The sequence below is a fragment of the Myxococcus eversor genome (genome assembly GCF_010894455.1).
Taxonomy (GTDB): Bacteria; Myxococcota; Myxococcia; order Myxococcales; family Myxococcaceae; genus Myxococcus; species Myxococcus eversor.
In genome coordinates this window covers 478,962-502,387 of the sequence record NZ_JAAIXY010000001.1, presented here as the reverse complement: position 1 = coordinate 502,387, position 23,426 = coordinate 478,962, and the positions used below count along the sequence as shown (strand labels likewise).

The following is a 23,426-nucleotide window of genomic DNA, read 5'->3' as shown; positions in this document are numbered from 1 at the left end:
GAAGGCGGGACGGCGGCGTTGACAGATGCCCCCTCTGCTATAAGGTAGCCCGCTATTTTCCAAGCAATTCCGAGGATTTGAAACATGGCGGACACGGTGGACCCCAAGTATCTCGATAAGCGCACCGCGGAGCGGTACCTGCGCTCGGGCCAGTTGGACGAGAAGGCGTTCGAGCGCCACGTGAAGGGCCTGCCGGATGTGGCGGACAAGGCCACGCCGGTGGAGACGTTCATGGACGACGACGTCACGGACGACTACGACGACGAAGAGGATGACCTCGACGAAGAGGACGAGGCGGACGACGAGGACGAAGACGAGGACGAGTCCTCCGACGTCGCCGACGAGACGCCCGTTTCCGCCGACGAGGCCGCGCTCAAGGACATCGCCGAGGGCGAGGAGCCGGGCACTCCATGAGCCCCGTGGACGAGAAGCGCGGCGAGACCTTCGTGATGCGGGGGGAAGCGCGCTCCGCGTCCGAGGAGGCCATCTCCTTCGGCACGTTCATCATGGGGCTGGGCACCGCGGTGCTCATCCACCTTGGTGATACGCCGAACCCGGAGACGGGCCAGACGTCGAAGGACTTGCCGCTGGCCCGGCAGAACCTGGACCTGTTGTCGCTGTTGCGGCAGAAGACGCGGGGCAACCTGACGGCGGACGAGGAGCGTCTCTTCGACAGCCTGCTCGCGGATCTCCGCCTGCGCTTCGTGGAGGCGAGCAAGCGGTGACGGCGCCTGTTCCCCGCTCGGGCAGGCTGCCCGGGCGCATCCGCTTCGCGGCGCTCGTGGGTGTCGTGCTCGCCATCTTCACCGGCTGGGGCGCGCTCAACGAGGCCATGGAAATGGCCCACTTCTACGAGGTCCGCTCGCGGCACATGGAGGCCGGCCCGCCGTTCCTCCTGGGCAGCGACCCCGCCATCCTCCAGAAGCTCCTGGAGGCCCAGTACCAGGCCCTGGAGCCCATGCGGGAGCCTCGCGCCGTGCTGATGGGCGTGCTCGCCATCGCGTGCGCCTTCGTCTTCGTGTCCGCCTCCCACATGCTCCGCTCGGACGGGCTGCCCCGGGAGGCCCTGCGGAAGATGCTCGGCCGCGCCGCGCTCACCGTGGCGGTGCTGCGCACCATCGACGGCGCCCAGTGGGCCGTGGTGTCCCGCCGCGTGGGCGTCACCCTCACCCAGACGCTCACCCAGCGCCCCGAGTACCAGGACCCCACGACGGCCGAGGTCGTCGGCAGCGTGGCCCCGTGGATGGCCCTGGGCCTGACGGTGCTGGGCACGGCCGTCATCGCGGGCACCTTCGCCCTGCTCGGCCAGTACTTCCGCAGCGACACCGTGCGGGACGCGCTCGTCGCCCAGGACAGCCCGGCCGACGGCTAGCAGTCCCGCGGCACTTCAGGGGGCGTGGGGTGCCACGCCGCCCGGCAGCAGGGCCTCCAGCGCGGACTCCACGTCCGCCGAGGTCTCCTCCTCCAGCGACAACACCCGCCCCAGCTCCGCGCGGGGCAGCCGCAGCAGCTCCTTGCGCGACAGTCCGAAGACGTGCGCCAGGTGCCCCATGGGCCAGCGGGACTGCATGTGCAGGAAGGCCGCCTCGTCCAGGTCCTCGGGGCGGCCCTCGGGCAGCTCCACGCGGTCGTAGACCACCCGCTCGCCACCCACGCGCCGTCCGTTGCCGTAGGCGACGACCTGCTCGCCCTCGTCCGGATCAAACACGTAGACGTGCACCGTGGCGTTGGCCGCCCGGGACAGCAGGCGAGGCAGCGCATGGTGCGCCGCATACCAGTGCGCCCCCGGCCGGCCCTGCGTGAAGGGGCCCACGTAGGCCAGTCGCACCACCTTGCGGCGCCGATTGACCGACACCTGCAGGCCGGTGGCGCCCGAGGCACCGTCCAGTCGCAGCGCCTCACGGGCCTGCTGGAGCAACTCCAGCCCGTTGAAGCTTTCGAGTCGAATGAGATAGCCGCCGTGCGCTTCCAGGTTCAGCCCCCCGAGGGTGGGCGCCGCCTATAACCGAGCCGCCACCCCTCTGGCAACTCAAGCACCTCGAAAACCCAGCCGCTACCAGGAGTCCAAAGTATTCCGCTTCCGGCGCAGGGTGACGCCGCGCGTTAAATAAGCCCGGCCGTTTGCCAAGCCCGAGTCGACTCTTACGTTGAGTGTATGCGACTCGATAAGTTCACGGTGAAGGCGCAGGAAGCCATCACGGAAGGCCAGACGCTGGCCCGCCGCGCCGACAATCCCCAGTACGAGCCGGAGCACCTGGCCGCGGCGTTGTTGGGACAGAAGGACGGCATCGTCGACCCCTTGCTGCGCAAGCTGGGGGCGGACGTGAAGCTGTTCTCGTCCCGGCTGGGCGAGGCGTTGGGCAAGCTGCCCAAGATGCAGGGGGGCGAGAGCGCGATGCTCGGCCAGCGCCTGCTGAAGACGTTCGACAAGGCGGACGACGAGGCCAAGGCGCTCAAGGACGAGTTCATCTCGTCCGAGCATCTGCTGCTCGCGTTGACCCAGGACAAGGGCACGACGGGCGAGGTCATGAAGGCGTCCGGCATCACCCGTGAGCGGGTGGTGGCCGCCCTCAAGGAGGTCCGCGGCTCCGGGCGCGTGACGAGCCAGGATGCTGAATCCACCTATCAGGCGCTGGAGAAGTACGGGCGGGACCTGACGGAGGCGGCGCGGGCGGGGAAGCTGGACCCCGTCATCGGCCGCGACGAGGAGATTCGCCGCTGCATCCAGGTGCTCAGCCGGCGCACGAAGAACAACCCGGTGCTCATTGGCGAGCCGGGCGTGGGCAAGACGGCCATCGCCGAGGGGCTGGCGCGGCGCATCGTCGACGGCGACGTGCCGGAGGGCCTGAAGAACAAGCAGCTCATCACGCTGGACATGGGCGCCCTGGTGGCCGGCGCCAAGTTCCGCGGTGAGTTCGAGGAGCGGCTCAAGGCGGTGCTCAAGGAGGTCGCCGACGCATCCGGTCAGGTCATCCTCTTCATCGACGAAATCCACACGATTGTGGGCGCGGGCAAGGCCGAGGGGGCCATGGACGCGGGCAACATGCTCAAGCCGGCGCTGGCGCGCGGCGAGCTGCACTGCATTGGCGCGACGACGCTGGACGAGTACCGCAAGCACATTGAAAAGGACGCGGCCCTGGAGCGCCGCTTCCAGCCCGTGTTCGTGGGCGAGCCCAGCGTGCACGACACCATCAGCATCCTTCGCGGTCTGAAGGAGCGCTACGAGGTGCACCACGGCGTGCGCATCCAGGACACCGCGCTGGTGGCCGCCGCCACGCTCAGCCACCGCTACATCTCCGACCGCTTCCTGCCGGACAAGGCCATCGACCTCATCGATGAGTCCGCCAGCCGCCTGCGCATCGAAATCGACTCCATGCCCACCGAGCTGGACGACATGCGCCGGAAGATGACGCAGCTCCAGATCGAAAAGGAGGGCCTGCGCAAGGAGACGGACCCGCACTCGCAAGAGCGACTGGCCGTCATCGAGAAGGAGCTGGCCAACCTGCGCGAGCGCTTCGACGCGCTCAAGGTCCACTGGGACGCGGAGAAGACGGCCATCGGCGCCATCCGGACGCTGAAGGAGAAGCTGGAGAAGGTGAAGAACGACCAGGTCGCCGCCGAGCGCCAGGGCGACCTCAACCGCGCCGCGGAGCTGAAGTTCGGCGTCCTGCCCTCCCTGGAGAAGGAGGTCCAGACGCAGAACCTCAAGCTCCTGGAGCTGCAGAAGAAGCAGAAGTTCCTCAAGGAGGAGGTGGACTCCGAGGACATCGCCGCCGTGGTGGCCAAGTGGACGGGCATCCCCGTCTCGCGGCTGATGGAGGGCGAGGTCCACAAGCTGGTCCACATGGAGGACCGGCTGGCCCAGCGGGTGATTGGTCAGCGCAGCCCGATTGAAGCGGTGTCCAACGCCGTGCGCCGCGCGCGCAGCGGGTTGCAGGACCCCAACCGGCCCATCGGCTCGTTCATCTTCCTGGGCCCCACGGGCGTGGGCAAGACGGAGACGGCGAAGGCGCTGGCGGAGTTCCTCTTCGACGACGACACGGCCATGGTCCGCATCGACATGTCGGAGTTCATGGAGAAGCACGCCGTGGCCCGACTGGTGGGCGCGCCTCCGGGCTACGTCGGCTACGAGGAGGGCGGCCAGCTCACCGAGGCGGTGCGCCGGCGTCCGTACACGGTGGTGCTCTTCGACGAAATCGAGAAGGCGCACCCGGACGTCTTCAACATCCTGCTGCAGATTCTGGACGAGGGCCGGCTGACGGACAGCCAGGGCCGCACCGTGGACTTCAAGAACACGGTGCTCATCATGACGTCCAACCTGGGCTCCGCCGACATCCAGTCGGGCATGGCGGGCAAGGAGGAGCTGGACGACAAGACGCGCGAGGACGTGATGGACGCGCTGCGCGGCCACTTCCGTCCGGAGTTCCTCAACCGCGTGGACGAAATCGTCATCTTCGAGCCGCTGCGCAAGAAGGACATCTACCGCATCGTCGACATCCAGCTCGCGAAGCTGGACAAGCTGCTCGCCGACAAGCGGCTGTCGCTGGAGCTGACGGACGCGGCCCGGGAGATGCTGGCGGAGCGCGGATACGACCCGACATACGGCGCGCGGCCCCTGAAGCGCGCGGTGCAGAAGAACCTGTTGGACCCGCTGGCGCTCAAGGTGCTCAGCGGTGAGTTCCTGCCGGGTGACACCATCCAGGCGGACGCGGGCCCCACCGGGCTCACCTTCGCCAAGGTGCTGGTGGACACGGCGAAGAAGGTGAAGCGCGCGGAGTAAGGGCCGGGCTCGTGCGTGCTCCGGGGCTCCACCGTCTCCCGGTGGGGCCCCGTGCGTTTTTCCGTCACTCGGAGTCGGACATGCTGTCGTCGGAGGCCTCGGAATCAGAGGCGGCGTTGTCCTGCCAGTGCTGCTCCATGGCGGCCACCATCGCGTTGATGGGATTGGCCTCACCGCCATAGAGCTGGCCGAACGCGGTGGGATAGGCCTTGCGGATGGAGCGGGCATGCTGCCGGAAAGCCATGCCCCTGAGGGCATCCAGGCCCACGCCCGCCGTGGCCATGCGGGCCGGGTCCAACCCGAAGATTTCGTACTCCTCGTCGGCATTGCTGCCATCCGACTCGGTCATCGTGTCCTGGACCGTCTTGAAGTCGAACATGCTGAACAGCGAGGCCTCGAGGTCGTCATCGTCGACGTCGCCTCCCGTGTTCGCGGTGCGCGCCACCAGCGCGTCGTCCGCCACGGTGCCGGCGCCTCCGCCGAAGTCCGCCTGGGCCAGGGGGAGCTTGCTGCGCACCACCAGCCACTGCTGGATGTAGCGCTGGAGCGATATCGCGAGCAGGGGCGAGTCATCCCCCAGGGCGTTGGCGTTGACCCGTCGGGTATTCAGCTCCGCGACCTCCGCCTGCAGCGCCGCCCTCTTGGGGCCTTGCAGCTGATTGCGCAGGCCCCAGCCCGGCAGGGCCCTCAGGTGGTCGTCGAGTCCGTTCATGCTCTGGGTGGCCTCAGCGAAGGACAGTCCCGTCAACTCACCGTCGAGCGTGTCCAGATACGATTGCCAGGGCGTGGTGTGGTGGCGCTCACTGGGCCAGAGGGAGCCCGCGCGGCCCCCCACATTCACCTCGGTGATTTCTCCCGCATCATCCGCGCCGAGTTGCACCGCCACGCGCTGGATGGGCGCCCCACCCGCCCCTAGAGGTGCATCCACCTTGCGCTGGACTGGCTCGGTCAGCTTCAGGCCCGAGGCGCGCGAGCCCATGACATCCGCTTCGCGCTCCAGGCCCGGCGCGTCGTTGAGGGACTCGCCTTGAAGCTGCGTCGTGGGCTGCACGCGCCCCTGCTTCTGCTGCACGACGTGCCACGCCTCGTGGGCCAGGTGCTTCTCCTGCCCCGGCGCCACATGGATGTCCGAGCCCTGCGTGTACGCCAGCGCCTGGAGCTGCGCGGGCGCAGACGAGTTGTAGTGGACCCGCACGTCGTCCATGGACATGCCGGAGAGCGACTCCACTCCGGACTTCAAGCCGTCGGGCAGCCCGGTGTCGTTGCGGGGTGACGCGCGGCGCTGGAGCGTCTGGGCCTGCTTCGCCTGGGCCACCACCCGGGGCGACGAATCGAACGCCCTCTGGATTTCGCCCAGCGCACGCGCCCGGGAGTTGCCCCCCGCGGTGACACTTGAGGGCTCGGAGATTGACTCATCCCGCGTGGACAGCGACTCCTGAACGAACACGCCCATGCGAGGTCTCCCGTCGAGACACGCAATGTACCGCGCAGGATTCAGAGGCTGACAGGATGCCCCGGGTGTCGCGCGCGTCAGGCGGCTTCACACCGGGGCAGGTCCTTTCCGAGCAGGGGACGTGGAGCGTCTCATCCCCACGTCCCCGTCCCCTGGCTCAAGAGGGAGAAGGCGGCGACTGCGACGCATCCGCGCCGTCCGCGCGAATCTTGCGCGAGTTCTCCTGCAGCTCCCTCCAGGAGGCCTCGTACTCCTGGCGCAGGCGAGACCACTCGCCGCCCTTGGCGGACATGAGGCGACGCAGCGCATCCCCCGTGCTCTTGAACGAGCCGCGCAGGAACTGGAGCTCCTGCTTCGTGAGCAGCGAGTCCTCGGCCCGCGTCTGGGAGACGTTCGCATCCCAGGCGTCGAACTGCGCTCCCAGCTCGCGCAGCTCCGCCTCGCGCTTGCGCTCGTAGGTCGCGCGCCTGACGCCCGCCTTCTCCTCCGCGTCGACCAGGGACTTGTTCGTGTCGTCACAGACCTGGAGCATCTCCTGCTTGCCCCGCTCGAAGTCCTCCGTGCCGCGCTTGCGCCACTCCTCCAGCTTGCGGTGGAAGGCCTCGCGCCGCTCCTTCACGCCTCGCAGTTCCTTCAGGTCGTCGTCCGCCTTGCGGATATCGGACTGCGCCTCGACTTCCGCGATTCGCGCGTCGATTCGTTGCTTCTCCGCGTCCATCTTCCGCAGATATGCCTCGCGCTCGTTCATGGTCTGGATTCCCCCTTCGTCGCGCCGCCCGGTGGCGGCTGCTCGCGAGGGTATGGATGAGGATGGCCCCGGACGTTGCGCACAGGCGGCGGCGCGAGGGCCCGGTGTGCCGTGCGGAGTGCTTGACCCGGGGCCGGCTCCGAGCGAAGAGCCGTGCCCATGAAGCCCTGGGAGACACTCGAGAGCGCCAACCTGCCGGACGTGGGGGAGCTGACCCTGGTCCGCCGAGGGGATGAATACGTCCTGCGCGTGCGCGGCCAGACGCTGATGTCCAGCAGGATGCACGGCTCGGAGGAGGCGCTGGCGAAGGCGGGCTGCGCCGGGGTGGTGGCGGCCGGAACCGGGCGGGTGCTCGTTGGAGGGCTTGGCTTCGGCTACACCCTGCGCGCCGTGCTGGACACCGTGGGCTCGGGCGTCCGCGTCTCCGTCGTGGAGCTGCTGTCCACCGTCGTCGCCTGGAACCGGGGCCCGAACCTGGCGCCCCTCGCTGGAGCACCTCTCGAGGACAAGCGCGTCACCGTCATCGAAGGGGATGTCGGCGATGTGATGAACCGCAACTCCGCCACCTTCGACGCCATCCTGCTCGACGTGGACAACGGCCCCAGCGCCCTCACCCACCCCGACAACCAGGGGCTCTATGGCCTGCGTGGCATCTCCAACGCCGCCCGCGCCCTGCGCTCCGGAGGCACGCTCGCCGTATGGAGCGCGGATTCCGCCCCCGCCTTCGAGCGCCGCATGGAGAAGTGCGGCTTCACCGTCGAGGTCCTCCGTCCCCACGCCCACGGCACCAAGGGCCCCCGCCACGTCCTCTTCATCGGAAAGCTGGGCAAGGGCCGCCGCTGAGCCGGGCCCCAGAAGGGCTCGACAGAATATGACGACCGGTATATTCATCTCCTCGTGAGCAAGGGAGAGGACACACGCTGGCGGATGATTGCCGCGGCGGCGGAGATGCTGGAGCGCTCGGGGTATGCGGGTGCGGGCATCCAGGAGTTGCTGGAGGCAGGCAAGGCGCCGCGCGGCTCGCTGTACTTCCACTTCCCGGGCGGCAAGGAGCAGCTCGCGGTGGAGGCGCTTCAGGTCTCCTCCATGGAAGTCACGCGGCTGCTGGGTGAACACCTCGCCAGCGAGAAGGGCCTCGTCTCCGGGCTGCGTCGCGCTCTGGCGACACTCGCTGACCGGGCGGAGGCCTCCGGCTTCGAGAAGGGCTGCCCCGTGTCGGCCGTGGTCCTCTCCTCGGGTGCCACTCCCGAGCCGGTGCGCGCGGCCGCCGCCGAGGCGCTGCGCAACTGGCAACAGCTCCTCGCCGAGCGGCTCCGCGCGGAGGGCCTCACGCCCACCGAGTCGCGGCGACGCGCGGCCCTGTTGCTCTCATCCATCGAAGGCGCACTGCTGCTCATGCGCGCCCACCGCAGCAGGGCTCCCGTCGAGGAGCTGTCAAAGGAACTGGAACGCCTGCTGTCGCTGGACTGACCGCGGGCCCGAGTCAACGCGGATGAGCCGCGTCGGCTCGACTCCATAATATGTAGACTGGTCTATATATATCGAGGTCATCATGTTGATGTCGTCACCAGATGCGCTCGTCATCGGATCCACGGGATTGATAGGGCGCTGGCTCGTGCCCGAGCTCACGCGGCGCGGGCAGCGGGTGGCCCTGCTGTCGCGCAACGCGGGGGCGCGGGCCCAGGCGTATCGGGACTGGGTGGCCGCTATGGGCGGCGCACCGGAGCGGCTCGTGTTCCTGGAAGGCGACCTGGATGCGCCGCGCCTGGGACTGAGCGCCGATGACGAGCTCGCGCTCCACGGCGTGCGCGACGTCTTCCACCTGGGCGCGCGCTTCGCCTGGCACCTGTCCGCCGATGATGCACGGAGAACCAACGTGGAAGGCACCCGCGCCGTGGTGGAGCTGGCCTCCCGACTGCCCTCCCTGCGCCGGCTCGTGCTCGTGGGCGGCTACCGCATCGGGCCTCGACTCAACGCCTCGGGCGCAGTCGTCCCCGCGCCCACGCGGGGCTTCACGGGCTCGGGCGCCTATGAGGCCTCGAAGGCGCTCGCGCATCAGGTGGCGCTGGAGACAGCCGCGCGGCTCGGGGTTCCCGTCACCACGGTGCACCCGTCCTCCGTCATCGGCGATAGCCGCACCGGGGCGACAGTGCAGAGCCTGGGGCTCGGGGACACGTTGCAGCGCGTCCACGCAGGGACGATGCCCGTGCTGCTGGGCTCACCGGAGACCTTCGTCCCCGTGGTGGCCGTGGACACCCTGGCGCGATTCCTCGCGGGCGTGGCGGAGCTCCCCGAGACACTCGGGCAGGAGTACACGCTGCTGGACCCGAGCACCCCTCCACTCCATCAGCTCATCCGGTGGGCGGCGGAGCGCTCCGGTCGACGGGCACCGCGCTTCACCCTGCCCGTCTCGTGGGTGCGCTGGCTGCCCGAGCGACTGCTCGGCGTGGCCACGGAGTCGCTCGACTTCCTCGACACGGCCCGCTACCCGGTGGAGCCCGCACTCACGCTGGCCCGCCGCATGGGAATGGAGCTCCCTCCGGTGCACACGGTGATGGACCGCTGGTTCGACTTCCTTCGCGCCACCGACTTCACCCCCGATGTCGAACGGGCCCGCGAAGCAGCAGTGCGTCCCGCCTGACCCCACCTGTCCAGAGCCCCCGCGCGCTCCTCGCACCGAGCGCCCCGTCCTGTGGTGTAGTGGCGCCGCCTTCGACACGGACCGGAGACCTCCTGGTGAATCGCCCTTCCCTGCTGGCCTTGCTCGTCGTCCTCCTGACCGCTCCCGTGGAGCGCTCACTCGCGGCGCAGCCGTCCGCCGTGCTGGGGGGCCTGGATGGCCTCTATCCGGAGCTGGACACCTTCTATCGGGACCTGCACCAGAACCCGGAGCTGTCGTTCCAGGAGGAGAAGACCGCCGCGAAGCTCGCCGAGCGCCTGCGCAAGCTGGGCTTCGACGTCACCACCGGCGTCGGTGGCACGGGCGTCGTCGCGCTCTTGCGCAACGGGCCGGGCCCCACCGTCATGCTGCGCACGGACCTGGACGGGCTGCCCATGGAGGAGAAGACGGGCCTGCCCTACGCCAGCAAGGTGACGGTGAAGAACCCCGAGGGCCAGACGGTGTCGGTGATGCACGCGTGCGGACATGACGTGCACATGACGGTGTGGCTGGGCACCGCCACGCTGCTGTCCAAGAAGAAGGACCAGTGGCGCGGCACGCTGATGCTGGTGGGCCAGCCCGCGGAGGAGGTGGGCGCGGGCGCCCGGAAGATGCTGGCCGACGGCCTCTTCAAGCGCTTCCCCAAGCCCGACTTCGCGGTGGCCCTCCACAACACCACCGCGGCTCCCGCCGGACGCGTGGAGTACGTGGCCGGCTACGCGATGGCGCACGTGGACTCGGTGGACATCACCCTCTACGGCAAGGGCGGCCACGGCGCGTATCCGCACACCACGGTGGACCCCATCGTCATGGCGGCGCGCACCGTGCTCGCGCTCCAGTCCGTGGTCAGCCGGGAGAAGCATCCCCTGGAGCCCGGCGTCATCACCGTGGGCGCCATCCAAGGCGGCACCAAGCACAACATCATCCCGGACGAGGTGCGCCTGCAGCTCACCGTGCGCTCGTACAAGCCAGAGGTACGCAAGGCGCTGCTCGACGGAATCGAACGCGTCGCGAAGGGGGAGGCCCTCGTCTCCGGCGCCACCCGTCCACCCAAGGTCGAAGTCACCGAGGGCACGCCCGCCACCTACAATGACCCGGCGCTCACCCGCCGCCTCACCGACGCCGTGTCGAAGGTGCTGGGCGAGAAGAACGTGGGCGAGGCCCAGCCCGTCATGGGCGGCGAGGACTTCTCCGAGTACGGCCGCGCGGGCGTCCCCGCGGTGATGCTCTGGCTCGGCGCCGTGGAGCCCCAGCGCTTCACGCAGTCCCGCTCGGGTGGAGAGCCACTCCCCTCTCTCCACTCTTCCGGCTTCATCCCGGACCGGGAGCGCACGCTGCGCACGGGTGTCACCGCACTGACAACGTCGGCCCTGGAGCTCTTGGGCAAGCCCTGAGGCGCCTTGGTAGAACGGCGGCATGCCCAAAGCCGCCCTCGCACGCGCGCTCCTCCTCTCCGCCTGCTGGCTCTTCTGCGCCTGCGCGCGGCAAGTGCCCGCCTCCGCCCCCGAGTCCGCCTCGGGGGGTGCCCATCCGCCCGAGAACTTCTCGAAGCTGGTGGACACCATCTTCGAGGCCTCGTTCGACTTCTCGCCCTCCAATGGCACGGCGGTGGGACTTCACGCCTATGACAACCAGTTGGAGGACCTGAGCCGGCCACGCATCGAGGCCCGCATCCGCGAGCTGGACACGCTGCTCGCGCGACTGCACGCCGTGGACAAGGGCGCGCTCTCCTTCGACGACACCATCGACGCGGAGGCCCTGGAGAGCCAACTGCTCGCGGAGCAGTACGAGCTGAGCGTCCTGCGGAGCTGGGAGCACAATCCCATGCTGTACGCGGGGCTGCCGGGCGGCGCCATCGACGGGCTGATGAAGCGCGACTTCGCGCCGAAAATCGAGCGGCTGCGCGCGGTGATTTCGCGCCTGAAGGCCGTGCCCGCGGTCTTCGCGGCCGGCAAGGCCAACGTCCAGACACCGCCGCGCGAGTTCACCGAGCTGGCCCTGCGCATGGCGAAGGGCTCCGTGGGCTTCTTCGAGGGCTCGGTGGCGACGTGGGCGAAGGACGCCGCGGGCAACGACGCCGTGCTCCAGTCCTCGTTCCTCGTGGCCAACCGCGCCGCCGTGGCCGCCGTGAAGGACTACGCACAGTGGCTGGAGAAGGACCTGCTGCCGCGCTCCACGGGCAAGTACGCGCTGGGCGAGGAGCGCTTCCTCACCAAACTGCGCTACGAGGAGATGATTGACCTGCCCCTGCCGGAGCTGCTCGCGCGCGGTGAGGCCAATCTGGAGAAGGACTACCGCGACTTCGTGGCCACCGCGAAGCGCATCGACCCGCGCCTCTCGCCGGCCCAGGTGATGGCCAGGATTGAAGTGGACCACCCCACGGCCCAGGAGCTCATCCCCACGGTGCGCCGCTCCGTGGAGGGCGTGCGCGAGTTCCTCGTCGCCAAGGACCTGGTCACCATTCCCTCGGAAGTGCGTCCGCATGTGGAGGAGACGCCGCCGTATGCGCGCTCGGGCTCCTTCGCCTCCATGGACACGCCCGGGCCCTACGAGAAGAAGGCCACCGAGGCCTTCTATTACGTCACGCCCGTGGAGCCCGACTGGGACGCGAAGCACAAGGAGGAGCACCTGCGCCTCTACAACGCGCCCGTCGTGTCCATCATCAACATCCACGAGGTGTGGCCCGGCCACTACCTCCAGTTCCTCTATGCGCCCCGCTTCCCCACGAAGGTCCGCAAGCTCGTCGCGGTGGGCAGCAACGCGGAGGGCTGGGCCCACTACGCCGAGCAGATGATGCTGGACCAGGGCTTCGGCGGAGGAGACCCGAAGCCGCGCCTGGCGCAACTCTCCGAGGCCCTGCTGCGCGACTGCCGCTACGTGGCCGGAATCAAGCTTCACACCGCGGGCTGGACGGTGGAGGAGGCCGCGCGCCTGTTCGTCGAGAAGTGCTTCCAACAGCCAGCCAATGCCTACGAGGAGGCCCGACGCGGCGCCTACAACCCGACGTACCTCTACTACACGTTCGGCAAGCTGGAGGTGCAGCGTCTGGCCCAGGACTACCAGGCCGCGAAGGGCCAGGGCCTCAAGCAGTTCCACGACGCCTTCGTCGCCCAGGGCAGCCTCCCTCTTCCGTTGGTGCGGCGGCTGCTCCTGCGCTGAGGACCGCGGGCCGCGACGAGGGCCTCCGGGCCGAAAGGCCCTCGCCGCGACTCGCGGGAGCACGCGCGTCCCCCAAGACGCCCGTGCTCCTCACTTCCCCTCGTGACTAGATGCAGCGCCCCGGGAAGAGGCTGAGGCAGCCCTCGCTCCCGCAGCGGGTGAAGAGCGCGCAGCGCCGGGCCTCGAAGTCTCCGAAGGCCCTCACCGACGTGGTGCGCCGCCCCTCCGCCGACGTCTCCACGCACATCTCGTAGTCGGTGATGGGCGTGTTCGGAACCTCGTAGAACGACTCGCCGGAGTTGAGCATCCCGCTGGTGGTCGCGCACGTCATCGCGTTCGCCGCCGTCGTCGCGCGGACCTCCACGGTGCGCACCGCGCACAGGTTCATGTCCTGGATGCCCACGACGAAGATGGAGCCCGAGGGGTCGCACGCTCCGCCCGTCACGGACCTGCAGCTGCCACCCACGCAGTTGCCTCCCGGGTTGCACATCTGACCGCTGGCCGAGTTGCAGCACGCCTCGCCCAAATCACCGCAGTTGCGGCACAGCTCGCCGCCCGACTCCATCACGCACATCAGCGAGCCACTGCAAGTCCCCGTGGCGCTGACGACGCAGCACTCCTGCCCCTCGGAGCCACACGGCACACACGTCCCGCTGTTGCACGCCAGCCCCGCGTTGCAGCTCGCGGAGTCGGTGCGGCACGCGCAGCCCTGCGTGCCCGCCTGGCTGGGGTCGCAGCTCGGGTTGCTTCCCTGGCAGCTTCCACAGCCCGCCATGACGACCATGCACAGCATCAACAGCCCCCGCAGGGGTGAGTTCAGGTTCACGATGGGATTCCTCATTCGCAGTATCGAAGGGAGCACGGTGTCGGCGTCGCTCATGGGCGCAGCACCAGGTGCACGGTCTGTCCCTCGCCATCCACCGCGCGGACCAGGACCTCGAAGTCGTCGGAGACGGCCAGCGCCTCCACGAAGCGGTAACCCGCCTTGGTCAGCTCCACGGGGGCCACCTGGGACAGAGGGACGCTCTTCTTCCCGTCCGGGGTGGAGATGAACGCCGACTGCGTCTTGCCATCCTCGGAGGTGGCGGTGCCCACGGCCCAGCCGCTGGCATTGAGGGACACGGCCTTCGCGGTCGCGAAACCCTCGGGCAGGGGCAGCCACTGCGTGCCGTCCTTCCGAGACCAGCGGAAGGGCTTGAGCTTCTTGTCGGAGGTGCGAACCGTTCCGAGCACCACGCCCACGTCGTTGAGCGCGGTGACTTCCGATTCCTGGTCCACCAGGACCTGGGACTCCTTGCCGACGATTCGCACCGCGCGGGTGCCCTTGCTCGTCGCCACGGTCGACGCGGCCTCACCCAGGGCGTTGAAGAAGATGCGACCCGAGGCGAGCCCGGCCAGGCCCTGGTGCTTCATCGGGCCGACCTCGTCCACCAGGTACACGGTGTCCTTGTCATCCGGCCAGCGCACCAGCGGGGTGCCATGCGCATTGCCCAGGAGCGCCTCGTAGCCGTCGACCCACAGCTCCGGGCCCGACTTCACCGCGCTGGCCTTCAGCCGGAATGCGTTGGGGCCCTTGGACGTGTAGGCGGTGCCGAACACGTCGCCGCTGCCACTGACGCCCTTCACCTCCACGCGGTTCGCCTTGAGGACCTCCTGGAGCGAATACGTGTCCTTCGTGGTGATGAGCGAGTCCGACTCCTGGTTCTCCAGCCGCGCCACCACCGAGCCCCCGTTCAGCACGAAGCGCGGGATGGAGTACCGCGGCAACGTGAACCAGTACTTGAAGGGGAACACGATGAGGACGCACCGCTGGAGCGCGACCCTGAGCGTCTGATTCACGCCTCCTGACGACGCCTGGATGACGGTGGGACCGGACCAGCCCGGGGGCAGCCGCATGGCGAAGCGCGCGGTGCGCTGGGCCTCGGGGACGCGCACGTTGAGCACGCCCACGCTCGCATCCACGCTCATCAACTCCACGAGCGCGCCCCCCGTGGGAGCGGGGCTGCTCAGCGTCACCTCGCCCACCAATTCCGAGGGGTCCGACGACTGGCAACGGTTGGTGGACGTCAGCACGCGAACCGAGGACAGCCGGGGACGGGGCATGCCCGCGTAGGCCACGAACTGGCGGACCGACACGGGTTCGGTCCAATCGAACTTGAAGACGATGTCCGTGTAGCCGTCCACCCAGACCTGGCTGCCGGAGGTCAACAGCAGCTCCACGTTGTGCGGACACGCGGAGTGGGCACAGAACGGGTCATCCGCTCCGCGCACCTGCCGGGCCAGGGCCTTCAGCGTGCCGCGCACGCGGGTGACGCTGTTGGCGCCGCCCAGGTAGTAGGGCGTCGAGAGCGTCTCGTTGAAGGTCCAGGTCAGGACGTTGCCGGAGCGCGAGCCGGACATGCGCAGCACCACGTCCGAGTTGATGCCGAAGTCGCGCGCGGGGACGTTGAGGTTCAGCGTGCCGGACGCCTTGGGCAGCAGCCAGTAGCCCGTGGCGTAGTCGTTGCCCTTCACGTGGATGCGCGCCGCGTTGAGGCGCACGTTGGTACCGCGCCAGACGTCGTCCAGGACGTCCGCCTGGGCCACCGGAGACCACCAGAGGCTGAGCAGGGCCACCAGGCCCAGCCCGTTCAGAATGCGTTTCATGAAGACCTCGAATGCTGGGAGTGATTGAGACAGGAGGCGAAGGGAAGCGGTGGCTCAGCCGTCACGCTGCGCGGAGGACTGGGCCATCAAGGACATGATGCGGGCGCGCACGGAGGACTGCTGTCCCGGGCGCAGCGCGAGGGCCTGGAGCATCTGGTAGATGGGCGCGCTGCCGTCGAGCCGGTGGGTGATGACGTTCAGGAGCGTGGACTCCGCGCCGGATGCGAGCTGGCCGGAGACGACCCAGGCCCGCAGTCGCTCCAGGTCCGCCGCGTCCAGCGTGCGCGCATCCAGCGCGTCGAGCAGCGCGGCCTGGACGACGCGCTCCTTCTCGAAGCCGAGCGAGTCCAGCAACATGCGGGTGGCCACTTCCTGCGGCGCCTTGCGCAGTGAGCCCGCCGCGGCGGCGCGCACCTCCGCCGAGTCCGCGCGGAGGTGGGGCCCCGCCTGGTCCAGCACGGACTCCTGGCCGGTGTTGCCCAGCGCGCGCAGCGCATGCAGGCGCTCCTCGTCATCGCGGGCATCGCGCAGCGCGTCCTCCAGCGGGCGCATGTACGTCGCCACCTCCGGGTCGCCCTCGGGCAGGTGCGAGACGACGCCGCCCAGGGCGTACAGGGACGCCCGCTCCGTGCCCACGTCGTTCGCCGCTCGGGCCTGGGCGTGCATCGCCGTGAGCATCCGCCCCGTCTCCGGCTCGGGCTCCTTGAGGAAGCCGGCGCGCTGCACCATGAACCCGAAGGCAGCCTCGTGCTCGCGGGCCACCGGCGACTGGAGCAGCTCGCGCATCGTGGCCTGCGCCTCGGCATGGCCAGCCCCGGCCAGGATGTCCATGGTCAGCTCGCGCAGCCCGGGCGACGCGCCCTTGCGCAGGAAAGCGCCCGACAGCTCCCGCGTGCGCTCGGGCTCCAGTTTGAGCGCGGCGATGGCGCGGCGCACGAAGCCGTCCAGGCCCGCGATGGCCTCCGGGCTCGTGGCGGTGGAGAGCACCTGGAGCACGCGGTCGATGGTCATCCCATCGGCCTGGCTGCGCAGCAGCGCGACCTCGGGGTCTCCCTCGAATGCAATCTGCGCGGGCTGGCGGATGATGGACTTGACCTCGCTGGTCGCGACGAGCGGCTTGAGCTCGCGGGAGGCGAACTCCACGCGCAGCCGCATCCGCCGCGACATCAGCGCGCCGCCGTCGGAGCGCGAGGCGTCCAGGGACTCGTCGTGGAACACGCCCGCCAGCCGCCCGTCCGGGGTGCGCTCGAAGCGCGTGAGCGAGCTGAGGTCCTGCTGGAAGGGCGCGGCCCCGCCCGCGGCACGCAGCTTCTGGTAGCGCGAGCGACGGCGCGTCAGCCTCGCGTCCCCATCGCCCTCGAAGCGGAAGCTGGCCTCCACGTCGCCCGTCTGGGTGGCCTCGAGGGCGTTCCACTCGGAGGCATCCTTCAGCTCGGTGGGGAACATCTCGGCCGCCAGCGTCTGCGTGAGCTGACGGAACATGGGCGGCTCTGCTTCCGAGTAGCGCACGGCCAGGAGCGCGCCCCGGGCGTCCAGCTCCACCCACGCGGAGGCGGACTGGGGAAGGTGCGCCGCCAAGGTGGCGGCGTCGGGGAGGAGCGGCTGGCCCGACAACATGGCCTCGTGCCGCTCCAGCGACTTCAGCGTCAGGCGCAGCCGCGTACCGGTGGGGCGCACCTCCAACGCCTGGAGCGCCAGCGAGCCCTCCAGGTGCAGCGTGCCGTCAATCGTCGTGGACTCGCCGGCGGTGGCCAGGGGCAGAGACACGCGCTGGAGGTCGTCCCAGACGAGGCGATAGACGCGCTCCTCGCCCAGCGTCCACTGGTACAGGGGCAGCCGCGAGTCGCTCACGACGGCCGAGGGGTCGGCGACCGCCGCGGTGGGGCGCGTGAAGTACCAGGCGGACAGCGAGCCGGTGAGCAGCAGGGTGGACAGCACGGCCGTGCGGACGGCGAACCTCTGGCGACGCATGACGGACTCCAGGAATCGGAACGGAAGAGGACTTGGGAAGGGGCCACCCCGACACATCTGCATCGGGGTGGCGGAAGAGAGGCCGGCTCCGCCTCGATGGGAGGAGCCGGCTTCTGGACCTGCGCGGGTGGCTAGAAAATCTGGGCCATCGGCACGGTCACTTGCTGCGTGTAGATGTTGTGCTTGATGCCGAACCCGCTCCACGTGAAGACGGGGAACTCCGCGGACAGGGGCCCCAGCTCGGCGAAGAGCATGATGCGGCCGTCCAGGAAGCGCGCCTCGATGTCGAGCTTCGACGTGAGCCGCAGGAACAGCGTGTTCGGGTTCGTCGGGTGCGAGGGCGAGCTCAGGTAGATGCCGACATCGCTGTACAGCGGCAGATTCACGCGGGTGATGGTCACCTCGCCGCGCACGGCCGCCTGGAGCCCCGGGATGCCGATACCCACCGACGCGAAGCCGTTCGCGGTGAGGTACGGGGTGATGATGCCGAAGATGTCCACGCCCAGCAGGTCCGCCGCGCAGTCACGGGTGATGGCGCCACCGAGGGAGATCTTGACGCCCGTCTCGGCGGAGACGCCGCCCGAAATGGTGACGGGGATGAACCACACCATGAAGGTGGTGGAGGCCTTGGCCGCGTCGCTCTTGTAGAAGGGCTTGTCCTCCGCGAAGGTCATGCGCAGCGGGTAGTTCCGGTCGTGGCTGTAGACGGAGAGGGTCAGCACGCGAGCGTCCAGCTTCAGCCGGATGCCGTTGCCCTCGGTGCCCGCCTCGCCGGCGACGTGGACCACCTCGAACCGCGGGGAGCCGAACACGTTCGCGGACGCGTTGAACTCCGCGTAGACCCGCGCGTTGTAGTCGCACCACGGCCCCGTCAGGCCGAACCCCTTCGCCTTCAGGTCGCCGCCGGGCGCGGTGACTTCCCAGCCCGCCTTGTAGTCGTAGCCACCGCCGAACGTGCTGTCGCCGGAGGAGCCACTGTCGCCGTGCTCACCGCCGTGGCGCACCAGGCCCGTGGACGGCTCCACCGGAGCGTCCAGCTTCGCGATGTACTGGCCGTAGATGCTCAGGTACTGGGTGAGCAGCGTGGAGTTGAGCGTGTAGTCCTTCTCCTTCAGCGCGGAGATCTTCAGCAGGTTCGCGTTGCGAACGAAGCTCTTCTCGCTGAAGTCGTTGCCCGTCAGGTTCAGACAGGCCTGCAGGTCCGCGGCGCGGCGCGGCCCCATGGCGGCGTCGAGCTGCCCCTTGTAGCGGCGCGGGCTCCAGTCGCAGGACGTCGCCTTCGAGCTGTCGAGGCAGCCCTTCTCCTGGGCCTGCACCAGCCGCTCCTCGATGGCCTTGTCGAGCACGTAGAGATGCTCGCCCGCGGCGTTGTTCAGCTCCTTCGGGTCCCGGTCCTGCCGCTTGTAGAGGGCGGCGGCCTGCTGCCACTCGGCGTAGACGGCCTCGCGCTGGCGCAGCAGGGCGGTGAAGACCTCCTGCTCCTCCTGGCGCACGGTGAGCACGTCGTCGGCGGTCTTGCTGAGCTGCTTGCTCATCGCCTCGTGCCAGGCGTCCGTCGGCGTGGCCCACTTGCGGGCCTGCTCGTTGTTGGCCAGGGACGCGGCCTCGCTGGTGAACTTGTAGCCGCCGACACCATCGGGGTACGGGCCCGGCGAGAACTCGAAGTACGCGTTCTTCGCCACCATCTGGTCCGCCCAGATGGGCGCCAGCTTCTTCTGGTCCTTGCTGTACAGCGTGCGGTTCGCGATGCCGTTCGCGCCGTACGCCGCGGTGAAGAGCGCCCGGTAGTCGTCACCGTACTGACCCGCCAGCCGCTCGAAGCGGCTGTAGCCGAGGTACTTCTCGTCCACGAACTCCTGGCACGAGGTGAGCTGCGTGCCGTTCTTGTCCCAGGCCTCCAGTTGGGTGAGGTACGCCTTCTCCGCCTTCGTCAGGTTCTCCAGCCGCTTGCGGTAGAGCACCTGGCCCTTGAGCACCTGGCCCGCGAGGCTCTGGTCCATGCCGCTGAAGTTGGTGACGCCCAGCGTGACGGGCTGCGTGCCCACCGTCGCCGTCTTGCCACCGAGCGCATCCGGCAACAGCGCGACCTTCTTGGGCGACTGCTCCCAGCGCGCCTTCCACGCCGTCTCCGTGAGGTCCTGGCAGTACGCGTCGAAGGACTTCCCGCAACTGCTCGAGCGGTAGTCCACGTTCGCGCACTGCTCCAGCACCGGCGTCGTGCACGGCGCCGCGACACTCGCGGGCGCCGCCAGCATCGTCACGGACAGTCCGGCCCAACGCAGCGGGCTCCCCAACAGACCCACTCTCTTCCCCTTGGTCATATGCAGCTTCGTCCTTGGTGTGGGGCCGGCTTCGGGCTCGGCCCGCGCAGCCACAGAGCACACGCTGTGCCGCGCGCTGCTCACTCGGGGACGGGAGGAGACGAGCGCGCCAGGCGAGGACCCGGGAGCAACACGGCGCCCAGGAGCGTTGCCTGCGAGGCAACAGCCTCCACGCGACACTGCCCGTGGGCCACGAAACGACGAACGAGCCCGAGGCCTCGAGGGTTCGAGGCCCGGACTCGGCCGGGGACGACTCAGCGCTTCAGGGAATCAGTGGCCCACGCGCTCGCACAAGTCACCGCGAGCAAAGGTCCAGTCGCGTCGGACGGTGGCGGGGACCACGCCCAGCACCGCCGCGGTCTCCTGGATGCCCAGGCCCGCGAAGTAGCGAAGCTCGACGACGCGGGCCAGCCGGGGCTTGAACGCCTCCAGCTCCACCAGCACCCGCTCCAGCTCCAGGACGTCGATTTCGACGCCGACCGGAAACTCGAAGACCTCGTCGCGCAGGTACAACGGCTCGCGGCGCGCGGCGCTCCGGCGCGCATTGCGCACCCGCACGCCCTCCACCAGCACCCGGCGCATCGCCTGGGCACCCGCGCCCATGAAGTGCCGTCGCCGGTCCGCGTCCAGGACGTCCCCCGACAGGCGCCCCCAGATGTCGCGCAGGAGCATCGTCGGGCCCGTGGAGAGGCGCGGTGACTCGCCATTCATGTCCGAATGCGTCATCTCCCGCAGCTCCTGGTACGCCACCCACCTCAGGGCGTCCCGAGCCTCCGCGTTCCCGTTGCGAGCGCCGTCCAGCAGCGATGTCATCTCCGACATGCCCATGGTGTCCTCCTGGGTCTCACATCCCATCGAGTCGCTTCGCCACGCCTGCCTACGATTTCGAACGAGTTCCCCCGCGAATCTTGAGAACAAAGAATTGTTTTTCGTGAATGCCGACAATTCCCTGCCCGGTGGGATTACCCAACCTGCGCTCCCAGGGTGGCCTCGCGCAACGCAACCCCACTGCTATTTCTTGAATTTCTCGCTTTTCCACATCCCCAGGGACCACTGGAGTACGTTCGCGGAGCGAGACGTCGGGTTGTCTGCGCCAGGCAGCCCTGCTCGCCAGGCGACACGCCATGCGGGCGGCCCATGCGGGCGGCACTGCGGGCACGGGAGGCCGTCGCCCGGGCAGCAGGCGCGCGACTTTCCGGGCTGAAGGTGAGTCCCGACGGACGTCAGACGGTGGGCAGCCAGAGGACGAAGCGCGCACCGCCTCCACGCACCCGCTCGTAGCGCAGGTCCGCGCGCATGCTCCTGGCGAGGCGACGGCACAGCGCCAGGCCCAACCCCACGCCGGGCGCGGACTTCGCCGCGGTCTGCACGGATTTGGAGAACGGCTCGAAGAGCTTGCGCGCGGTGGCTGCGTCCACCCCGGGGCCGTGGTCCCTCACCGCCAGCCCCACGCTCCTGCCGCGCCGCTCCAGCTCCACATGGAGGCGCTTGTCCGCCGCGCCCGCCGCGTACTTCGCTGCGTTGTCCACGAGGTTGAAGAGCACCTGCTCCACCGCGGACGGGTCCGTGAGCACGGCCACGCCCGGAGGCACCTCGACGTGGAGGGAGAGGCCCGCCTGGAGCGCGCGCTCGGAGAGCCGCTCCTCCATCCGGGAGAGCAGCGCGCCCACCTCCACGCGCACCAGTCGCGCGGGAGTCCGTCCCCGCTCGATTCGCGCATAGGCGAGCACGTTCTCCACCAGGTGACTCAGCCGCTCCGCCTCCCGGTGGAGGATGTCGAAGTACTCCTGGCGGCGCTCCGCGTCCGGCACCATCCCCGCCGACAGCATCTCCGTGTACATCCGGAACGTCGTCAGCGGCGTGCGCAGCTCGTGCGTCACGGCCGAGACGAACGCGCCCCGGCGCTCGCTGAGCGACATCACCCCGCCCAGGAGCGCCACCACGGCCACGCCCGCGAGCGCCACGCCGCTCCACGCCACCATCAACACCAGGGGCAGGGACGACAGCGCCCCCGACGAGCCCTCCTCGCTCGGAGCCGCGCCCGGCACCAGCCGCACCGGCAGCGACGCCAGCATCCGTCCCTCTCCCTTCACCGCCCCCGCGTCCTTCACGGGCTCCAGCGTCGCGCCCGGCAGCAGGTCCTCCACCTTCCCCTGGAGCCATCGCCGGAGCGAGGGCCAGTCCAGCCAGCAGCCCTGGATGTAGTCCTGCCCGTCCACCTGGACGCGCCGACCGAGCAGCAACGCGTCTCCCACCCAGATGGCCCGCATCTCCTCGACGACTTCCCGGGCGAGGGCCTGCTCCAAGGGCGCCACCTTGCCGTAGCCCACGACGTTCTGACTCGCGGCCTGGCGGGCGCTGCGGGAGCGCGCATCGAACTCGCTCGCGTTCTTCGTCCACTGGAGCGCGTCCGCCAGCTTGATACCAGCCCCCCGCCGCGACATGGGGACGGACGGAGTGGGAACGCGCCTCGCCAGCGCCTCCCCCACGCGAGCGTCCCGCAGCAGGCGCGACACCTGCTCCAGCCGCTCGCGAAGGACCTCCTCATCCACTCCGGGGCGAGGGAGGGACGGGGTTCGCAGCGCGGGCACCACCACCTGGGGCGAGGACACCGCTCCGTCGGGGCCCATCTGGAAGTGCAGCAGGACATGCTCCGGGGGACCCGCGAGCAGCGGCGAGGCCACCCAGGCATGGCCCTCGGGCAGAGGGCGCCGCTCCGCATCCAGGACGCCGCGCGCGGGGGCCACGGCCGCATAGGCCTCCACCGCCACCGCGCTCTCCCGAGCCACCAGCGGCAGCAGCTCCGAGTCGAGCCGCCACAGGGCCAGCCGCACGTTCTCCTCTCGCCCCGCGCTCTCACGCGCCTGACGGTCCGCGCGGTCCAACCGCAGGGCGAAGACAGACAGCCACACCACGCCGGCCAGCGCGAGAAGCAGACAGGCGCTCACCGCGAGCCAGACACGCCAGGAGCGAATCATCTCGGGCCGCCCGGCACGGAGAACATGTAGCCCTTGCCGCGCACCGTGAGGATGACGCGGGGCTCCGCGGAATCGTCGCGCAGCTTCTCCCGCAGGCGCGCCATCGTCATGTCCACCGTGCGCGTCTGCACGCTCCTCGCGGGCAGATGCCACACGCGTTCCAGCAGTTCCTCCCGGGAGACGGCCCGCCCGGCGTTCTCCCCCAGGTAGCGCAGCGCCTCGGCCTCGCGCTCGGAGAGGTCCGTCCGGGAGCCGTCGTCGAAGCTCAGCTCACGGCGCTCCACCACGAAGTGGCCTCCTGGGAAGTCCACGCGGGGGGCACCCTGGGGCCGCTCCGCCGAACGCCGGAGCACCGCGCCCGCCCGGGCCAGCAGTTCGCGCACCGAGAAGGGTTTCACCACGTAGTCGTCCGCGCCGAGCTTCAGCCCCATCACCCGGTCCTCCTCCTGGCCCCGGGCGGTGAGGATGATGACGGGCAGCGTCGGCCGGCTCTTGCGCACGGCCCGGAGCAGGTCCAACCCGTCACCGTCCGGGAGCACCAGGTCCAGCAGCACCAGGTCCACCAGCGTGCGCTCCGCCAGTCGCTGGCCTTCCTCACGCACGCCCGCTTCGAGGACCTCGTAGCCCTCGAAGCGAAGCGCATCCACGATTCCGCGCCGGATGGCGGGGTCATCCTCGACGACGAGCACTCGGCGCGCGGCCATGACGGCA

At 69.5% G+C, this 23,426-nt stretch carries 19 protein-coding genes; 9 read left to right on the top strand and 10 right to left on the bottom strand.

What is annotated here, in order from left to right:
* The first annotated feature begins 84 nt into the window (after positions 1–84).
* From G4D83_RS02040 to G4D83_RS02030, 3 genes are read left to right on the top strand one after another with little or no spacing between them, the layout of a single operon-like run.
* Positions 85–414 (top strand): RNA polymerase subunit sigma, encoded by a 330-nt coding sequence (locus G4D83_RS02040; RefSeq protein WP_163862023.1) that lies wholly within the window; start codon positions 85–87, stop codon positions 412–414.
* On the top strand, positions 411–725 hold the full coding sequence (locus G4D83_RS02035) for a DUF1844 domain-containing protein (RefSeq protein ID WP_163862020.1): 315 nt from the start codon (positions 411–413) through the stop codon (positions 723–725). Before G4D83_RS02040 ends, G4D83_RS02035 begins: the two co-directional genes overlap by 4 nt.
* Positions 722–1,372 (top strand): hypothetical protein, encoded by a 651-nt coding sequence (locus G4D83_RS02030; RefSeq protein ID WP_176435300.1) that lies wholly within the window; start codon positions 722–724, stop codon positions 1,370–1,372. The genes G4D83_RS02035 and G4D83_RS02030 overlap by 4 nt, the downstream gene beginning before the upstream one ends.
* A gap of 15 nt (positions 1,373–1,387) precedes the next feature.
* Here G4D83_RS02030 and G4D83_RS02025 read toward each other — a convergent pair whose 3' ends face one another.
* Entirely contained in the window at positions 1,388–1,918 is a 531-nt protein-coding gene (locus tag G4D83_RS02025) for a hypothetical protein (protein WP_163862018.1), read from the bottom strand.
* Between the two features lie 237 nt (positions 1,919–2,155).
* On the opposite strand from G4D83_RS02025, the gene clpB reads away from it, so the two are divergent.
* On the top strand, positions 2,156–4,780 hold the full coding sequence (gene clpB, locus G4D83_RS02020) for an ATP-dependent chaperone ClpB (protein ID WP_163862015.1): 2,625 nt from the start codon (positions 2,156–2,158) through the stop codon (positions 4,778–4,780).
* Between the two features lie 64 nt (positions 4,781–4,844).
* On the opposite strand, the gene G4D83_RS45440 is transcribed toward clpB, so the two are convergent.
* Together G4D83_RS45440 and G4D83_RS02010 are read right to left on the bottom strand one after the other, a co-directional pair.
* Positions 4,845–6,233, bottom strand: a complete 1,389-nt coding sequence (locus tag G4D83_RS45440) for an eCIS core domain-containing protein (RefSeq protein ID WP_205522549.1) — start codon at positions 6,231–6,233, stop codon at positions 4,845–4,847.
* Positions 6,234–6,390: 157 nt separating this feature from the next.
* On the bottom strand, positions 6,391–6,981 hold the full coding sequence (locus G4D83_RS02010; protein WP_163862012.1) for a sll1863 family stress response protein: 591 nt from the start codon (positions 6,979–6,981) through the stop codon (positions 6,391–6,393).
* Positions 6,982–7,140: 159 nt separating this feature from the next.
* Here G4D83_RS02010 and G4D83_RS02005 point away from each other — a divergent pair, with 159 nt between their 5' ends.
* The 5 genes from G4D83_RS02005 (at position 7,141) to G4D83_RS01985 (ending at position 12,799) form a co-directional block, all read left to right on the top strand.
* Positions 7,141–7,824, top strand: coding sequence for a polyamine aminopropyltransferase (locus G4D83_RS02005; protein WP_163862009.1), 684 nt, complete (start codon positions 7,141–7,143; stop codon positions 7,822–7,824).
* Positions 7,825–7,878: 54 nt separating this feature from the next.
* Positions 7,879–8,451 carry a TetR/AcrR family transcriptional regulator gene (locus G4D83_RS02000; protein WP_163862006.1) on the top strand — a complete coding sequence of 191 codons (573 nt, stop codon included), beginning with the start codon at positions 7,879–7,881 and terminating at the stop codon, positions 8,449–8,451.
* Positions 8,452–8,533: 82 nt separating this feature from the next.
* Complete coding sequence (locus tag G4D83_RS01995; protein ID WP_163862003.1) at positions 8,534–9,622, top strand: SDR family oxidoreductase; 1,089 nt, start codon at positions 8,534–8,536, stop codon at positions 9,620–9,622.
* Positions 9,623–9,717: 95 nt separating this feature from the next.
* Entirely contained in the window at positions 9,718–11,034 is a 1,317-nt protein-coding gene (locus G4D83_RS01990; RefSeq protein ID WP_163862000.1) for an amidohydrolase, read from the top strand.
* Between the two features lie 22 nt (positions 11,035–11,056).
* Positions 11,057–12,799 (top strand): DUF885 domain-containing protein, encoded by a 1,743-nt coding sequence (locus G4D83_RS01985; protein WP_163861997.1) that lies wholly within the window; start codon positions 11,057–11,059, stop codon positions 12,797–12,799.
* Positions 12,800–12,905: 106 nt separating this feature from the next.
* On the opposite strand, the gene G4D83_RS01980 is transcribed toward G4D83_RS01985, so the two are convergent.
* From G4D83_RS01980 to G4D83_RS01950, 7 genes are all read right to left on the bottom strand, one after another.
* Entirely contained in the window at positions 12,906–13,625 is a 720-nt protein-coding gene (locus tag G4D83_RS01980; protein WP_240356098.1) for a hypothetical protein, read from the bottom strand.
* A gap of 50 nt (positions 13,626–13,675) precedes the next feature.
* Positions 13,676–15,445 (bottom strand): hypothetical protein, encoded by a 1,770-nt coding sequence (locus G4D83_RS01975; RefSeq protein WP_163861991.1) that lies wholly within the window; start codon positions 15,443–15,445, stop codon positions 13,676–13,678.
* A 54-nt stretch (positions 15,446–15,499) separates the two neighbouring features.
* Positions 15,500–17,416: a HEAT repeat domain-containing protein gene (locus G4D83_RS01970; RefSeq protein WP_163861987.1), complete on the bottom strand. Its 1,917-nt coding sequence runs from the start codon at positions 17,414–17,416 to the stop codon at positions 15,500–15,502.
* A 131-nt stretch (positions 17,417–17,547) separates the two neighbouring features.
* Entirely contained in the window at positions 17,548–19,737 is a 2,190-nt protein-coding gene (locus G4D83_RS01965; RefSeq protein ID WP_217911432.1) for a hypothetical protein, read from the bottom strand.
* A gap of 270 nt (positions 19,738–20,007) precedes the next feature.
* Positions 20,008–20,559: an ECF-type sigma factor gene (locus G4D83_RS01960; RefSeq protein WP_163861980.1), complete on the bottom strand. Its 552-nt coding sequence runs from the start codon at positions 20,557–20,559 to the stop codon at positions 20,008–20,010.
* 401 nt (positions 20,560–20,960) lie between these two features.
* Positions 20,961–22,715 (bottom strand): sensor histidine kinase, encoded by a 1,755-nt coding sequence (locus G4D83_RS01955; protein WP_163861978.1) that lies wholly within the window; start codon positions 22,713–22,715, stop codon positions 20,961–20,963.
* Positions 22,712–23,419 (bottom strand): response regulator transcription factor, encoded by a 708-nt coding sequence (locus G4D83_RS01950; RefSeq protein WP_163861976.1) that lies wholly within the window; start codon positions 23,417–23,419, stop codon positions 22,712–22,714. The genes G4D83_RS01955 and G4D83_RS01950 overlap by 4 nt, the downstream gene beginning before the upstream one ends.
* Between the last annotated feature and the right edge of the window lie 7 nt (positions 23,420–23,426).

Coding starts and splice junctions, on each gene's coding strand:
- G4D83_RS02040 (WP_163862023.1), top strand. CDS start 85: ATGGCGGACACGGTGGACCCCAAGTATCTCGATAAGCGCACCGCGGAG.
- G4D83_RS02035 (WP_163862020.1), top strand. CDS start 411: ATGAGCCCCGTGGACGAGAAGCGCGGCGAGACCTTCGTGATGCGGGGG.
- clpB (WP_163862015.1), top strand. CDS start 2,156: ATGCGACTCGATAAGTTCACGGTGAAGGCGCAGGAAGCCATCACGGAA.
- G4D83_RS45440 (WP_205522549.1), bottom strand. CDS start 6,233: ATGGGCGTGTTCGTTCAGGAGTCGCTGTCCACGCGGGATGAGTCAATC.
- G4D83_RS02010 (WP_163862012.1), bottom strand. CDS start 6,981: ATGAACGAGCGCGAGGCATATCTGCGGAAGATGGACGCGGAGAAGCAA.
- G4D83_RS02005 (WP_163862009.1), top strand. CDS start 7,141: ATGAAGCCCTGGGAGACACTCGAGAGCGCCAACCTGCCGGACGTGGGG.
- G4D83_RS01995 (WP_163862003.1), top strand. CDS start 8,534: ATGTTGATGTCGTCACCAGATGCGCTCGTCATCGGATCCACGGGATTG.
- G4D83_RS01985 (WP_163861997.1), top strand. CDS start 11,057: ATGCCCAAAGCCGCCCTCGCACGCGCGCTCCTCCTCTCCGCCTGCTGG.
- G4D83_RS01975 (WP_163861991.1), bottom strand. CDS start 15,445: ATGAAACGCATTCTGAACGGGCTGGGCCTGGTGGCCCTGCTCAGCCTC.
- G4D83_RS01970 (WP_163861987.1), bottom strand. CDS start 17,416: ATGCGTCGCCAGAGGTTCGCCGTCCGCACGGCCGTGCTGTCCACCCTG.
- G4D83_RS01965 (WP_217911432.1), bottom strand. CDS start 19,737: ATGACCAAGGGGAAGAGAGTGGGTCTGTTGGGGAGCCCGCTGCGTTGG.
- G4D83_RS01960 (WP_163861980.1), bottom strand. CDS start 20,559: ATGTCGGAGATGACATCGCTGCTGGACGGCGCTCGCAACGGGAACGCG.
- G4D83_RS01955 (WP_163861978.1), bottom strand. CDS start 22,715: ATGATTCGCTCCTGGCGTGTCTGGCTCGCGGTGAGCGCCTGTCTGCTT.
- G4D83_RS01950 (WP_163861976.1), bottom strand. CDS start 23,419: ATGGCCGCGCGCCGAGTGCTCGTCGTCGAGGATGACCCCGCCATCCGG.